Annotated in this window: 15 protein-coding genes and 1 pseudogene; all 16 read left to right on the forward strand. The window is 53.1% G+C overall.

Annotation, left to right across the window (positions count from 1 at the left end):
* Window positions 1-26: 26 nt before the first annotated feature.
* Window positions 27-794 carry a class I SAM-dependent methyltransferase gene (locus MTP41_RS05400; RefSeq protein ID WP_249236373.1) on the forward strand — a complete coding sequence of 256 codons (768 nt, stop codon included), beginning with the start codon at window positions 27-29 and terminating at the stop codon, window positions 792-794.
* 204 nt (window positions 795-998) lie between these two features.
* A complete protein-coding gene (locus tag MTP41_RS05405) occupies window positions 999-1,445 on the forward strand; it encodes an RNA polymerase sigma factor (RefSeq protein ID WP_002602096.1) in 447 nt (148 codons plus the stop codon).
* Window positions 1,435-1,638 (forward strand): helix-turn-helix domain-containing protein, encoded by a 204-nt coding sequence (locus MTP41_RS05410; RefSeq protein WP_002602095.1) that lies wholly within the window; start codon window positions 1,435-1,437, stop codon window positions 1,636-1,638. The genes MTP41_RS05405 and MTP41_RS05410 overlap by 11 nt, the downstream gene beginning before the upstream one ends.
* A gap of 533 nt (window positions 1,639-2,171) precedes the next feature.
* Window positions 2,172-2,570, forward strand: coding sequence for a plasmid mobilization protein (locus MTP41_RS05415; RefSeq protein WP_002602094.1), 399 nt, complete (start codon window positions 2,172-2,174; stop codon window positions 2,568-2,570).
* Window positions 2,542-4,164 carry a relaxase/mobilization nuclease domain-containing protein gene (locus tag MTP41_RS05420; protein ID WP_249236374.1) on the forward strand — a complete coding sequence of 541 codons (1,623 nt, stop codon included), beginning with the start codon at window positions 2,542-2,544 and terminating at the stop codon, window positions 4,162-4,164. Before MTP41_RS05415 ends, MTP41_RS05420 begins: the two co-directional genes overlap by 29 nt.
* Window positions 4,165-4,348: 184 nt before the next feature.
* On the forward strand, window positions 4,349-4,561 hold the full coding sequence (locus MTP41_RS05425; protein ID WP_005927784.1) for a hypothetical protein: 213 nt from the start codon (window positions 4,349-4,351) through the stop codon (window positions 4,559-4,561).
* Window positions 4,551-5,294 (forward strand): phage replisome organizer N-terminal domain-containing protein, encoded by a 744-nt coding sequence (locus MTP41_RS05430; RefSeq protein ID WP_109215853.1) that lies wholly within the window; start codon window positions 4,551-4,553, stop codon window positions 5,292-5,294. Before MTP41_RS05425 ends, MTP41_RS05430 begins: the two co-directional genes overlap by 11 nt.
* Window positions 5,291-6,148: an ATP-binding protein gene (locus MTP41_RS05435; protein WP_098924872.1), complete on the forward strand. Its 858-nt coding sequence runs from the start codon at window positions 5,291-5,293 to the stop codon at window positions 6,146-6,148. Before MTP41_RS05430 ends, MTP41_RS05435 begins: the two co-directional genes overlap by 4 nt.
* Window positions 6,145-6,333 (forward strand): transposon-encoded TnpW family protein, encoded by a 189-nt coding sequence (locus MTP41_RS05440; protein WP_249236375.1) that lies wholly within the window; start codon window positions 6,145-6,147, stop codon window positions 6,331-6,333. The genes MTP41_RS05435 and MTP41_RS05440 overlap by 4 nt, the downstream gene beginning before the upstream one ends.
* Before the next feature lie 111 nt (window positions 6,334-6,444).
* Window positions 6,445-8,055 (forward strand): recombinase family protein, encoded by a 1,611-nt coding sequence (locus MTP41_RS05445; protein WP_120021089.1) that lies wholly within the window; start codon window positions 6,445-6,447, stop codon window positions 8,053-8,055.
* A 90-nt stretch (window positions 8,056-8,145) separates the two neighbouring features.
* Window positions 8,146-8,238: pseudogene (locus tag MTP41_RS15705) on the forward strand (Maff2 family mobile element protein); the annotation flags it as partial.
* 86 nt (window positions 8,239-8,324) lie between these two features.
* Window positions 8,325-9,188 carry a VirB6/TrbL-like conjugal transfer protein, CD1112 family gene (locus tag MTP41_RS05455; protein ID WP_249236377.1) on the forward strand — a complete coding sequence of 288 codons (864 nt, stop codon included), beginning with the start codon at window positions 8,325-8,327 and terminating at the stop codon, window positions 9,186-9,188.
* A gap of 15 nt (window positions 9,189-9,203) precedes the next feature.
* Window positions 9,204-9,629: a PrgI family protein gene (locus MTP41_RS05460; RefSeq protein ID WP_238078500.1), complete on the forward strand. Its 426-nt coding sequence runs from the start codon at window positions 9,204-9,206 to the stop codon at window positions 9,627-9,629.
* Window positions 9,556-11,958: a VirB4-like conjugal transfer ATPase, CD1110 family gene (locus MTP41_RS05465; protein WP_249236378.1), complete on the forward strand. Its 2,403-nt coding sequence runs from the start codon at window positions 9,556-9,558 to the stop codon at window positions 11,956-11,958. The genes MTP41_RS05460 and MTP41_RS05465 overlap by 74 nt, the downstream gene beginning before the upstream one ends.
* The gene (locus tag MTP41_RS05470) at window positions 11,955-12,851 is read left to right on the forward strand and encodes a DNA cytosine methyltransferase (RefSeq protein ID WP_249236379.1); all 897 of its coding nucleotides are present in this window, start codon (window positions 11,955-11,957) and stop codon (window positions 12,849-12,851) included. Before MTP41_RS05465 ends, MTP41_RS05470 begins: the two co-directional genes overlap by 4 nt.
* Window positions 12,848-14,833 (forward strand): C40 family peptidase, encoded by a 1,986-nt coding sequence (locus tag MTP41_RS05475; RefSeq protein WP_249236380.1) that lies wholly within the window; start codon window positions 12,848-12,850, stop codon window positions 14,831-14,833. Before MTP41_RS05470 ends, MTP41_RS05475 begins: the two co-directional genes overlap by 4 nt.
* Window positions 14,834-14,843 lie beyond the last annotated feature (10 nt).

The following is a 14,843-nucleotide window of genomic DNA, read 5'->3' on the forward strand; positions in this document are numbered from 1 at the left end:
ACAATCAGAAGTTATGGAGGGTAACAATGGAATATAGTAAGGAAGATTTAATGGAAGCAAAAAAGCAAATTTGGGGAGTGGGAGAGAACATGGGAACAGAGGAAAGTAAAAAAATCTGGGAGGAGAACGCACAATTTTGGGATAATGCAATGGGTGACGAATCTAATGAATTTCACAGAGAGGTAGTGCGTCCCAAAGTAACGGAACTTCTATCTCCTAATCCTGCGGATTACATTTTGGATATTGCGTGTGGCAATGGAAATTATTCTTCGTATCTTGCACAAAGAGGCGCTTCGGTTGTCGCTTTTGATTACAGCAAAAAAATGATAGAATTGGCTAAAAGACGGCAATCACAATATGCAAAACAAATTGAATTTTGTGTGGCGGATGCGACCGATAGAAAAAGTATATTAGAATTAAAAAGAAATCGAGCCTTTACGAAAGCAGTTTCTAATATGGCAATTATGGATATTACGGATATTGAACCACTTTTTATGGCTGTTTATGAACTATTGGAGGAAAACGGGATTTTTGTCTTTGCAACGCAGCACCCTTGTTTTATCACATTGACTGAAAAATATATGACACCGCACAGTTACTATGATATAGCGATCGAAGGGCAGCCGGAGGAGCAGATTTATTATCATCGTTCCATACAAGATATTTTTAACCTTTGTTTCAGAGCTGGATTTGTCATTGATGGATTTTATGAAGAATGTTTCAAAAACAATAAAGAAATTCCTATGGTAATGATAGTAAGGCTTAAAAAGGTAAAACGTGATAGCTTAAAATAAATTCAAGTTTGCCGGATAAATAGCAAACCCGGCCGAGCCAGTCAACGGTCAAGATGAACGGGCTTCGCCCGCCGTTGACAGCCCCGCCCGGTTTTGCAGTTAGGCAGTCAAGGAGCGACAGCCTAAAGTGCTGCCGCCCCTTACTATCATAAAAAGCAACTACTAACCAGCCACAGCCCTTTTGGGAGGAAAGGGGGATTTTCCATGACCTGTACAGAAGAATATCGGGAACATATCGAGTACACTTTCCATGCCTTTTGCAAAGTCGTTATCCGAAATGCAACGATCAACGCAGCGAGGACACGGAGCAGGAAGCACAAAAGAGAAATATCCCTTGAATACCTCACAGACGAAAAGCACTACCCTTTAGGCACGACAGATGAATATTTCCAAGCCCCGGAGCCGGACGAGGAATACATACTTACCCTTTGCGGCGATACGGTCATTTTCAGCAGCGGTTTACTTGCGGAAGCCCTGTCACGGCTGGACGAACGGGAGCGGGAAATGATTTACCTGTCCTTTTTCAAGCGTATTCCACAGCACGAAATTGGCAGACAGTACGGGCGCAGCCGCAGCACAGCGGGCTACCATATCCGAAAAGCCCTACGGCAGCTCCAAGCGGAAATGGAGGGAATGGCATATGAGAAATAATAGGCTTCTCCCCTATGAAACAATCGTCCAAGCCGCCAGCGGGGAGCCGGAAGCGGTGGGAACTGTATTGCAGTATTACCGCCGCCGCATACAATGTGCCGCCCGTGTGAATGGACGGGTAGACCAAGATACAGAGGACTACATCACCCAGACGCTTCTCACAGCTATTTTCAAGTTCCGCTTTGGGAGATAGCCCTACCGCCTACAACTGAATAACCGCCGCTTCGCCGGCAACCAGAAAGCAGTAAATCTATTCAACAGATTTGCTGCTTTTTTTCGTTCCTGTTTGGCATTTTTGAAAATCCCCAGTATGAAAAAACAAAAGGGAAAATAGCCGCCGCAGTTGGCAAAATCCCTTACTTATCCGTAGAGGGTATCAAAGAAAAAAATACTGCCATTGTCCGCCTATTCCGGCTTGCGTGGTGTTGTAGGGAATAGAGGGGAAATTCTAAAAATCTCCGTCCATTTTGCTTTGCGTGGTGTTGTAGGTAGTGAAAGGAAAATTTTCAAGATAAGCCGGAATAGCGGGTAGCAAAGCCCTTTTGAAACGTTTTGTTAGCGGAAAGGACGGGAGCCGGGGAACGCCGGAGTTTTTCAGAGCAAGATTCTACCGAGGTGCCAAAATTCGCTCTCCGCTTATTTTTGCCCCTGCGGGAATCTTGTTGGGGAGTGCCTTCCCCAAACCCTGCTATGCGCCCTGTCGGGCGAGAAAGGAGGTCACAGACCATGCGAAAGAAATACAATACGCCCCACCGCCGTCATGTGGTAAAGACCCGCATGACCGATGAAGAATACGCCGACTTCACCGGGCGGCTGGCGGCTTATGAAATCAGCCAGTCCGAGTTTATCCGGCAAGCCATACGGAAAGCGACCATACGCCCCATTGTCACCGTTTCCCCGGTCAATGACGGGCTGCTTGCCGCCCTCTCCAAGCTCACGGCAGAGTACGGGAAAATCGGCGGCAACTTAAACCAGATTGCCCGGAGCCTGAACGAATACGGAAGCCCCTACCGGGGGCTGGAAAAGGAAGTGCGGGGAGCCGCCGCCGACCTTGCCGCCTTGAAGTTTGAAGTCTTGCAGAAAGTAGGTGAAGCCGTTGGCGATACTCAAACATATCAGCTCTAAAAATGCCAACTACGGGGACGCTGAAAAATACCTCACATTCGAGCATGACGAGTTTACCATGAAGCCCACCCTTGACGCAGACGGGCGGCTCATACCGAGGGTAGACTACCGCATATCCTCTCTGAATTGTGGCGGGGAGGATTTTGCCGTTGCCTGTATGCGCTCCAATCTCCGCTACGGCAAGAACCAGAAACGGGAGGACGTAAAGAGCCACCACTACATCATCAGCTTTGACCCACGGGACGGCCCGGACAACGGCTTGACCGTTGATCGGGCGCAGGAGCTGGGCGAGAAGTTCTGCGCCGAGCATTTCCCCGGACACCAGGCCCTTGTCTGCACCCACCCGGACGGGCATAACCACAGCGGGAATATCCATGTGCATATCGTCCTCAACTCCCTGCGGATTTATGAAGTCCCGCTTCTGCCCTACATGGACAGACCAGCCGACACACGGGAGGGCTGCAAGCACCGCTGTACCAACGCCGCTATGGAATATTTCAAGAGTGAAGTTATGGAGATGTGCCACCGGGAGGGGCTTTACCAAATCGACCTCTTGAACGGCAGCAAGGAACGGATAACAGAACGGGAATACTGGGCGGCAAAGAAAGGGCAGCTTGCCCTTGATAAAGAGAACGCCGCCAGAGAAGCCGCCGGACAACCGACCAAGCCCACCAAGTTTGAAACGGACAAGGCGAAGCTGCGCCGGACGATACGGCAGGCACTTTCCCAAGCTACCAGCTTTGACGAGTTTTCTTCCCTTTTGCTGCGGGAGGGCGTGACCGTCAAGGAGAGCCGGGGGCGGCTTTCCTACCTCACGCCGGACAGAACAAAGCCTATCACAGCCCGGAAGCTGGGGGACGATTTTGACAAGGCTGCTGTCCTTGCCCTGCTCACGCAGAATGCCCACAGAGCCGCCGAAAAGCCTAAAGCCATACCGGAATACCCACATACCCAAAAGGGACGCTTGCAGGAGGAAAAAACCGCAAAAACCGCCCCGGCAGACAACACCTTGCAGCGCATGGTTGACCGGGAAGCCAAGCGAGCCGAGGGCAAGGGCGTGGGCTATGACCGCTGGGCGGCAAAGCACAACCTAAAGCAGATGGCGGCTACCGTTACCGCCTACCAGCAGTACGGCTTTTCCTCCCCGGAGGAACTGGACGAAGCCTGTTCTGCCGCCTATGCCGCCATGCAGGAAAGCCTTACAGAGCTGAAGCAGGTGGAAAAGACGCTGAACAGGAAAAAGGAGCTGCAACGGCAGGTACTTGCCTATTCCAAGACCCGCCCTGTCCGGGACGGGCTGAAACAGCAGAAAAACGCCAAAGCAAAAGCAGCCTACCGACAGAAGCACGAAAGCGACTTTATCATAGCAGACGCAGCCGCCCGTTATTTCAGGGAGAACGGCATTTCCAAGCTGCCGGGCTATAAAGCCTTGCAAGCAGAGATTGAAAGCCTTATCAAAGAGAAAAACAGCGGCTACAACGATTACCGGGCAAAACGGGAGGAATACCGCCGCTTACAGACTGTCAAGGGCAATATCGACCAGATTTTACGCCGGGAGCGCAAGCCTGTGAAAAGGCAGGAACAGGAACGATAAAAACCACCCCAAAATGTACCCGAACCCATACAGAACAAGGGGGCTGCCCCGTACTCTACCCGCAATACCAAAGGATTTTTTAACGGGCTTACAGGGCAGAAAAACCCCGAAAATGATACCGAGATGATACAGAATTACCGTCGATACCGCCACACCAGCGGAAACGGCAGAAAGGAGCGCACCCATGCCAAGAATGAGCAAGAAACGGCGGCTGGAATGGTCTTTTTTCCTGCGGCAAGTAAAAGTCGGGAATACCACCTGCGACCGTATCACATACAACGACCTCTGCCGGGGCTGTACCCATAGCTGTAAGCAGAGCTTCCGGGCGGTTATCATACTTTGCCCCCGCTACTACTCCAAACGCCGGAAAAAGGAGGACAGGGACAATGGCAGATAACCGCAAGTATTACTACCTCAAGCTGAAAGAGAATTTTTTTGACAGCGACTCCATTGTGCTGCTGGAAGATATGAAAGACGGGATTTTATATTCCAATATCCTCTTGAAGCTGTACTTAAAATCTCTGAAAAACGGCGGGAAGTTGCAGCTTGACGAGCATATCCCCTACACAGCGCAGATGATAGCGACACTGACCCGCCACCAGATAGGGACGGTTGAAAGGGCTTTAGAGATTTTCCGGCAGTTGGGGCTTGTGGAGCAGCTTGACAGCGGGGCTTTTTATATGACCGATATTGAGCTGATGATAGGACAGTCCTCTACCGAAGCCGAGAGAAAACGGGCTGCAAGGCTGGAAAACAAGGCACTTTTACCGCCCCGGACAAAAGGCGGACATTTGTCCGACATTCGTCCACCAGAGATAGAGATAGAGTTAGAGAAAGAGATAGAAAAAGAGAGAGAGGGAGAAACGGGACACCCCGCCCCCGCCGCTTATGGCAGATACAACAATGTGATACTGACCGATACAGAGCTTTCCGGGCTGAAAACAGAGCTGCCCGACAAGTGGGAGTATTATATTGACCGGCTTTCCTGCCATATCGCTTCCACCGGGAAGCAGTACCAGAGCCATGCAGCCACCATTTACAAGTGGGCGCAGGAGGACGCTGCCAAAGGCAAGGCTGCCCCGAAACAGGGCATACCCGATTATTCATGTAAGGAGGGCGAGAGCTTATGAAAAACGAGATTGAAGCTATGATTACGGATATTACAACCACTACCGCCGAAGCGGAGGACTACACAGGCGAGGACGGGCTTTTATACTGCGGCAAGTGCCATACGCCCAAAGAAGCCTACTTTTCAAAAGAAACCGCCCAATGGTTAGGGCATGACCGACACCCAACAGACTGCGACTGCCAGCGGGCAGCCCGTGAAAAGCAGCAAGCCGCCGAAAGCCGACAGAAGCACCTTGAAACAGTGGAGGACTTGAAACGCCGGGGCTTTGCCGACCCCGCTATGCGGAACTGGACATTTGAGCATGACAACGGCAGAAACCCACAGACCGAAACCGCCCGCTTTTATGTGGAGAGCTGGGAAACCATGCAGGCTGAAAATATCGGCTACCTGTTTTGGGGAGGCGTGGGGACAGGAAAAAGCTACCTTGCCGCCTGTATCGCCAACGCCCTTATGGAAAAAGAGGTTGCCGTTCGCATGACAAACTTTGCAACGATACTCAATGACCTTGCTGCCAGCTTTGAGGGCAGGAACGAATATATTTCCCGCCTTTGCAGCTACCCCCTGCTGATACTTGATGATTTCGGTATGGAGCGAGGGACAGAATACGGGCTGGAACAGGTTTACAGCGTGATTGACAGCCGTTACCGAAGCGGCAAGCCGCTGATCGCCACGACCAACCTCACGCTGGAGGAATTGCAGCACCCGCAGGACACACCCCACGCCCGTATCTATGACAGGCTGACTTCCATGTGCGCCCCTGTCCGCTTCACGGGCAGCAACTTCCGAAAGGAAACCGCACAGGAAAAGCTGGAACGCTTAAAGCAGCTGATGAAGCAGCGAAAGGAGAGCCTATGACAGAATCGAAACAGACAAGCACCACCAAAACAGACCGCCGCCCGGACTGTGTAACGGAAATCCGCATGGGCAACTCCGTCCTTACCGTTTCCGGCTTCTTCAAGCAGGGCGCAACCGACACCGCAGCCGACAAGATGATGAAAGTGCTGGAAGCGGAAGCTGCTACACAAAAAACGGCGATTTGACCGACCATAAAGAAGCAGATTTGACGCTTTTGCCGCTATACAGACAGCCGCCCCATGTGGTACAATCAAGGTACGGAATAGTGGGGCTGGCTGTCGGAAACGGAGGATTTTATGTTAAGACAGACCAACCAACAACCAATTACCGCCCTTTACCCAAGACTTTCCCATGAGGACGAGCTGCAAGGCGAAAGCAATTCCATTTCCAATCAGAAGCGTATTCTTGAAACCTATGCAAAGCAGAACGGCTTTTCCAATCTGCGCTGGTACACGGACGACGGTTATTCTGGTGCGAACTTTCAAAGACCCGGTTTTCAAGCCATGCTTGCGGACATTGAAGCCGGAAAAGTCGGGACAGTTATCGTAAAGGATATGTCGAGGTTAGGGCGAAACTACCTGCAAGTGGGAATGTACACGGAAATGATTTTCCCACAGAAAGGTGTCCGCTTCATCGCTATCAATGACGGAGTGGACAGCGCACAGGGCGACAATGACTTTGCCCCGCTGCGGAATATCTTTAACGAATGGCTGGTGAGAGATACGAGCAAGAAAATCAAAGCAGTAAAACGCTCAAAAGGCATGAGTGGCAAGCCCATCACAAGCAAGCCTGTGTATGGCTACCTCATGGACGAGAACGAAAATTTCATTATTGACGAGGAAGCTGCACCCGTAGTCAAGCAGATATACAACCTCTGCCTTGCCGGGAATGGTCCGACCAAGATAGCCCGTATGCTCACAGAGCAGCAGATCCCCACGCCGGGGACGCTGGAATACCGCAGGACGGGCAGCACCCGCCGCTACCACCCCGGCTATGAGTGCAAGTGGGCGACCAATACCGTTGTGCATATCCTTGAAAACCGGGAATACACAGGCTGTCTGGTAAACTTCAAGACAGAAAAGCTCTCTTACAAAGTCAAGCACAGCGTAGAAAATCCCCCGGAGAAGCAAGTGATTTTCGAGAACCACCACGAGCCTATCATAGACACCCAGACATGGGAACGGGTGCAGGAACTTCGCAAGCAGCGCAAACGCCCCAACCGCTATGATGAAGTGGGCTTGTTCTCCGGCATACTGTTCTGTGCGGACTGCGGCAGTGTCATGTATCAGCAGCGATACCAGACGGACAAGCGCAAGCAGGACTGTTATATCTGCGGCAACTACAAGAAGCGCACCCATGACTGTACGGCGCACTTTATCCGCACCGACCTCTTGACCGCTGGTGTACTCTCCAATCTGCGGAAAGTGACAAGCTATGCGGCAAAGCATGAAGCCCGGTTTATGAAGCTCTTGATTGAGCAGAACGAGGACGGGGGCAAGCGCAGGAACGCCGCCAAGAAAAAGGAACTGGAAGCCGCCGAGAAACGCATAGCCGAGTTATCCGCTATCTTCAAGCGGCTGTATGAGGACAGCGTGACCGGGCGCATATCAGACGAGCGTTTCACAGAGCTGTCGGCAGACTATGAAGCAGAACAACGGGAGCTGAAAGAAAGAGCCGCCGCTATCCAAGCGGAGCTTTCCAAAGCACAGGAAGCCACCGTGAACGCAGAAAAGTTTATGAATGTTGTCCGGCGGCATACCAGCTTTGAAGAACTTACCCCTACTCTGCTGCGGGAGTTTGTAGAGAAAATCGTTGTGCATGAGTGCAGCTATGACGAGAACAAGACCCGCAGACAGGACATTGAGATTTATTATTCTTTTGTTGGCAAGGTGGACTTGCCCGAATAACCGCCCGACCTATCCGACACAATGCGCAAGTGCCGGATAGGAACGGCAAAATTTTTTACACTTCTATTACTTCTTTATCACACATCAGTAAAGAGCCAGGGCGTGAAGCAGCTGGTCGCGGGCGGCGGCGTTGCCCTGATCGGCGTGACCCTTGTCCCGCTGCTGTCCGGGCTGCTGGGCTAACCTCAACTTATCCGTACATCCACCTTTGAGACCCCACCGCGCTCTCCCGCTCACATGGGAGGGCGCGGGAAAGGAGGTATCTTTGCTTGATTAGTGAGATCATCGAGAAATGGATAAAAGGCATTTTGATAGATGGCATCACGGGCAACCTCTCCGGCCTGTTCGACAACGTGAACGCCAAGGTGGGCGAAATCGCTTCGGACGTTGGTTCTACCCCGCAGGCATGGAACAGCGGCATTTTCAATATGCTGCGCAGTCTTTCCGAAACGGTGGTGCTGCCCATTGCAGCGGCCATCCTTGCCCTTGTGATGTGCCATGAGCTTATCCAGATGATTACCGAAAAGAACAATATGCACGACTTCGATACTTCCATGTTCTTCCGCTGGATTTTCAAGTCTGCCTTTGCCATCCTCATAGTCAGCAACACATGGAATATCGTTATGGGTGTGTTCGATGCCACCCAGAGCGTTGTCAACCAAAGTTCCGGCGTTATCATTGGCGAAACATCCATCCACTTTGACCGCCTGATACCCGGACTGGAATTTCAACTGGAAAGCATGACCATCGGCTGTCTGCTCAGCCTGTGGTTCCAGACCCTTGTGGTGGGCCTGACCATGAACATCCTTTCCATCTGCATCTTCCTTGTGACCTACGGCCGCATGATTGAGATTTACGTTGTGACCGCACTGGGGCCTATCCCGCTGGCGACTATGGGCAGCAGCGAGTGGCGCAGCACCGGGCAGAACTACTTGAAGTCTTTGCTGGCACTGGGTTTCCAAGCGTTCCTGATTATGATTGTCGTGGGCATCTATGCGGTGCTGATACGCAACATTTCGGGTGCAGCGGACATTGCCGGGGCCATCTGGGGCTGCATGGGCTACACCGTGCTACTCTGTTTCTGTCTGTTCAAGACCGGCAGCATCAGCAAGTCGGTGTTCGGTGCCCATTGAGAAAGGAGCGTTTGAATGGCGTATGTGACCGTTCCCAAAGATTTGACCCATGTAAAATCCAAAGTTTTATTCGGGCTGACCAAGCGGCAGCTGGTCTGCTTCGGCGGTGCGCTTTTAACGGGCGGACCGCTTTATTTTTTGGCCCGGAACTATCTTTCCAACAGTGCATCGGCCCTGCTGATGATTTTTGCCATGCTGCCGGGGCTGCTGTTCGCTCTGTTCGAGCGGCACGGCCAACCCCTTGAAGTGGTGATTCAGCAAATGATTCAGTGCTGCTTTATTCGTCCCAAGGAAAGGCCCTATCAGACCAACAATGCTTACGCCGCCCTTGTGCGGCAATACCAAATGGAACAGGAGGTAAAGGCCATTGTCCAGAAAAACGATACCCCGCGAAACCGAAAAGCCCAAAAAGCTCACCCGCGCCCAGAAAAAAGAAATTGATGCCGTTCTCCGCAAGTACAAGGGTGACGGCAAGCCCCGCACGGCACAGGCCACCATCCCGTATGAGGCCATCTACCCGGACGGTGTGTGCCGCATTGACCGACGCACGTTCTCCAAGTGCATTGCCTTTGAGGACATCAGCTATCAGCTGGCCCAGCCGGAAACGAGGACCGCCATCTTTGAACACCTGTGCGACCTGTACAACTATGTGGATGCCTCCATCCATGTGCAGCTTTCGTTTCTCAATCGCAAGGTTGACCCGGTGCAGTACGCAAAAAGTTTTGAGATCGCACCGCAGGGGGATGATTTTGACGACATCCGCGCCGAGTACACCGCCATCCTGCAAAAGCAGCTTGCCAGCGGAAACAACGGCATTGTCAAAACCAAGTACCTGACCTTCACCATCGAGGCAGACAATCTAAAAACCGCACGGGCGCGACTGACCCGCATTGGTCTTGACCTGCTGGGCTATTTCAAGACCATGGGCTGCGTGGCGCACGTCATGGACGGACAGGCGCGTTTGGAGGTGCTGCACGGCATCTTCCACCCGGACGGCGAACCGTTCCGTTTTGACTGGGACTGGCTGGCACCCTCCGGCCTGTCCACCAAGGATTTTGTGGCCCCGTCCTCCCTCTGTTTCGGTACGGCTAAAACCTTTGGTTTGAGCGGCAAGTATGGAGCTGTGAGCTTTTTACAAATCCTTGCGCCGGAACTTTCGGACGAAATGCTGGCCGACTTCCTCAAAACGGAAAGCGGGATTCTCGTCAATCTCCATGTGCAGGCCATCGACCAGACCGAGGCCATCAAAACCATCAAGCGGAAGATCACAGACCTTGATGCCATGAAGATTCAGGAGCAGAAAAAGGCTGTCCGCTCCGGGTACGACATGGATATCCTCCCCAGCGACCTTGCTACCTACGGCGAGGATGCCAAAAAGCTGCTGAACAAATTGCAGACCCGGAACGAACGGCTTTTCATGCTGACTTTTTTAGTGCTGAATGTGGCCGACACCAAGCAAAAGCTGGGCAACGATGTGTTCCAAGCCGCAGGTGTGGCCCAGAAATACAACTGTTCCCTTGTCCGGCTGGACTACCAGCAGGAACAGGGCCTTGTGTCCAGCCTGCCGCTGGGCATCAACCAGATAAAGATTCAGCGCAGCCTCACCACCTCCAACGTGGCGGTATTCGTGCCCTTTGTGACGCAGGAGCTTTTCCAGAGCGGTGCGGCCATGTACTACGGCATTAACGCAAAATCCCACAACATGATCATGCTGGACCGCAAGCAGGCCCGGTGTCCCAACGGCTTGAAGCTGGGCACGCCCGGCAGCGGCAAATCCATGAGCTGCAAGTCCGAAATCGTCAGTGTGTTTTTAACGACTGCTGACGATATTTTTATTTCAGACCCAGAGGCCGAGTATTATCCGCTGGTCAAGCGGCTGCATGGGCAGGTCATTAAACTTTCGCCCACCAGCAAGGACTATGTGAATCCTCTGGACATCAACCTCAACTACTCCGAGGATGATAGTCCGCTTGCCCTGAAATCGGATTTTGTGCTGTCGTTCTGTGAACTGGTCATGGGCGGCAAAACGGGTCTGGAAGCGATTGAACGCACCGTGATAGACCGTGCCGTGAAAGCCATCTACCGTCCCTATCTGGCGAACCCCTGCCCGGAGAATATGCCGATTTTGTCTGACCTCCACCAAGCCCTGCTCGACCAGCACTTGCCGGAAGCGGACCGGGTAGCGCAGGCATTGGACTTGTATGTGTCCGGCTCGCTGAATGTGTTTAATCACAAAACGAATGTGGACATCCACAACCGGCTTGTGGCCTTTGACATCAAAGAGTTAGGCAAGCAGTTAAAAAAATTGGGGATGCTCATTATCCAAGACCAGATATGGGGCCGTGTCACCCAGAACCGCAGTCAGGGCCGCGCCACATGGTATTTTGCAGACGAGTTCCACTTGCTCTTGAAAGAGGAACAGACCGCCGCGTACAGTGCCGAGATTTGGAAACGCTTCCGCAAATGGGGCGGTGTGCCCACGGGCGCCACCCAGAATGTGAAGGACCTTCTTTCTTCCCCGGAGATCGAGAACATTCTGGAAAACAGCGACTTCATCACGCTGCTGAATCAGGCATCCGGCGACCGCAAAATCCTTTCGGAACGGCTGAACCTCTCCGCAGACCAGCAGAAGTACATCGACAATTCGGAACCGGGCGAAGGACTGCTGATTTTTGAAAACGTGGTGCTTCCGTTTTCCAACCCCATCCCGAAAAACACACAGCTCTATAAGATCATGACCACCCGGCTCAACGAGGTGGTGGAGCTATGAGCTTAACGCATTTCAGCTTGTTTTCCGGCATCGGCGGCATTGACCTTGCCGCAGAAGCGGCGGGTTTTACTTCGGTCTGTCAATGCGAGTGGGCAGCCTTTCCCGCCGCTGTGCTGGCAAGCCACTGGCCGGAGGTGCCCCGTTTTCAGGACATCACCACCGTAACAAAGGAGGCTTTCTTTGAAAAAGCAGGACTTCGCACCGTCACCCTCATTTCAGGCGGCTTCCCGTGCCAGCCGTTCTCCACCGCAGGGCGGCAGCACGGCTTTCACGATGAACGCTACCTCTGGCCCGAAATGCTGCGGGTCATCCGGGAATTGCAGCCCCGTTGGGTGCTTGGAGAAAATGTTGCTGGCTTCCTCCGTATGGGGCTCGACAAAACGCTCATTGACTTGGAGCAGGCAGGTTACGATATTCGGGTTTTCGTATTACCTGCTGCTGCCGTTGGCGCGTGGCACGAACGGAAACGGGTATTCATCATCGGCTCCGCTGCTTCCCACACCCCTTGCCAGCGACACCGGGGATGTGGGCAAGGGGTTGGACATCCAAATCTCTGCGAACGGCAGCTATCGCAAGATGAACAAGGATGGCAAAGCATGGACGGCGCGGCTCTCTCATGTGGTCTACCGCATGACCCCCACCACGCTGGAAAGGCCCTACCTCAACCCGGACTGGGTAGAGTGGCTGATGGGTTTCCCGCGCAAATGGACGGACATTCCCTTTGGGCTAAAGAACCCGCCGACATCCCGCGCCTGACCGAAGAGGTGCCGAACCGCAGCAAGCGGATGAAAACACTGGGCAATGCAGTTTCGCCGCCGCAGGTGTTCCCGATTCTCAAATACATTGCGGACATTGAAACGGGCCGCTGTCCGATGGGAGGTGAAGAACCTTGAAAGAATTGCAGGCAAAAGCCAAAGTCACCCAGACCATGACCCGTGACGGTCTGGTGGTAGAAAATCAGGCGGACGGCACTGTGGAGAATGTTTCCTGCCGGGAAGCGGAACAGGATTATTCCACGGATGCCGAGGGCAAGGCCGAAAAAATTCTGGAACGGGCCGAGGACATCAAGGACGGGCATAAAAATAAAAAGAAAGCGAAAAAGGCAGCAGAAACAGCGGCCACCGCCAAAAGTGAAGATGGTCTGCACCGTTCCGCTGCCCGTTTGGAATTGACCGAGGACGAACGGGCAGACCCGGAGTTGCAGCCGTACATCCACAAGGCGGAAGCAAAGGCCGACAAGCTGGATGCGGCCCGCGCCGCTCTGCCGAAGAAGCGTGTCCCGGTCAAGGAAAAAGTTTACGATGCAGCCAGCGGCAAGGCAAAATCCACCCTGCGGTTTGAGCAGCAGGACAAAGGCCCGCCCAGCCTGAAACCAAACCCGGCCAGCCGCCCGCTGTCGGAAGCATTGCTGTTCGCTCACGGAAAAATCCACGAGGTCGAACACGAAAATGTGGGTGTAGAGGGCGGCCACAAGGGAGAAGAACTGATGGAGCATCAGACCGCCAAGGTCATCCGCAGCGGCATCCGGCACCACAAGATGAAGCCCTACAAGGCCGTGGAAAAGGCAGAGCGTCAGTTCATGTCTGCCAATGCAGAATACTTTTACCAGAAATCCTTGCGGGACAATCCGCAAATTGCACAGGCGGCCAGCAACCCCATTTCCCGGATGTGGCAGAAACGGCGTATCAAACAGCAGTATGCCAAAGCTGCACGGCAGGCCGGACAAGCCGCCGCGCAGGGTGCAGCTGCCACCGCAGAGAACGGTTTCCGGGTAACGAAGCTGGCGGCCGAGGGCGGCGAACGGGTAGCCGAATTTGCGGCCCGGAACTGGAAAACCATTCTGATCGTGGCGGTGTTCGGTCTGCTGGCTCTGCTCCTGATAACGGGGTTGCAGTCCTGCGCCGTGATGGCGGGCACCGCTGGAACCGGCGTGACGGCATCCTCTTATTTTTCCAAGGACAAGGATATGCTGGGTGCAGAGAAGGCTTATGCCAAGCTGGAACAAAAGCTGCAACGGTATCTCGACACCTACGAGGCCACCCACAACTATGACGAGTATCATTTTTATCTGGATGAAATCGAGCATGACCCCTATGTGCTGATCTCGATTTTGTCCGCGCTGCATGACGGCGTGTTCACACTGGCCGAGGTGCAGGGCGAACTTGAAATGCTCTTTGAAAAGCAATACATCCTGACCGAGACCGTGACCATGCAGATACGTTACCGTACAAAAATGATGGTCATTATTGGCCCGTATGGTGTGCCGCAAGTCATCACCTACCAAGAACCGTATGAATACTACATCTGCACGGTCAAGCTGAAGAACAAGAATATATCCCACCTGCCCGTGGAAGTACTGACCGAAGAACAGCTCAGCGCCTATTCGCTCTATATGCGCACGCTGGGCAACCGGCCGGATTTGTTTGGTAAAGCGCAATACCCCAATGCGTCCACCATCAAGCAGCCCACCTACTACGATATTCCCCCGGAAGCATTAAAGGATGATAGGTTTGCCGCCATGATGGAGGAAGCCACGAAGTACATCGGCTACCCGTATGTGTGGGGCGGCAGTTCGCCCAGCACCAGCTTTGATTGCAGCGGCTACATTTCGTGGGTGCTGAATCACTCCGGCTGGAACGTGGGCCGCCAGACCGCACAGGGCCTTTACAACCTCTGTACTCCTGTTTCGACGGCGCAGGTCAAACCGGGCGACCTTGTGTTTTTCAAGGGAACCTACGATACCCCCGGCGTGAGCCATTGCGGTATCTATGTAGGCAATTCCATCATGCTGCACTGCGGCGACCCTATCTCTTACACAAACCTCAACTCAAAATATTGGCAGGAACATTTTTACAGCTATGGGCGTTTACCGTGACGCCAGAAAG

This window comes from Faecalibacterium sp. I4-3-84 (genome assembly GCF_023347255.1).
GTDB classification, from domain to species: domain Bacteria; phylum Bacillota; class Clostridia; order Oscillospirales; family Ruminococcaceae; genus Faecalibacterium; species Faecalibacterium taiwanense.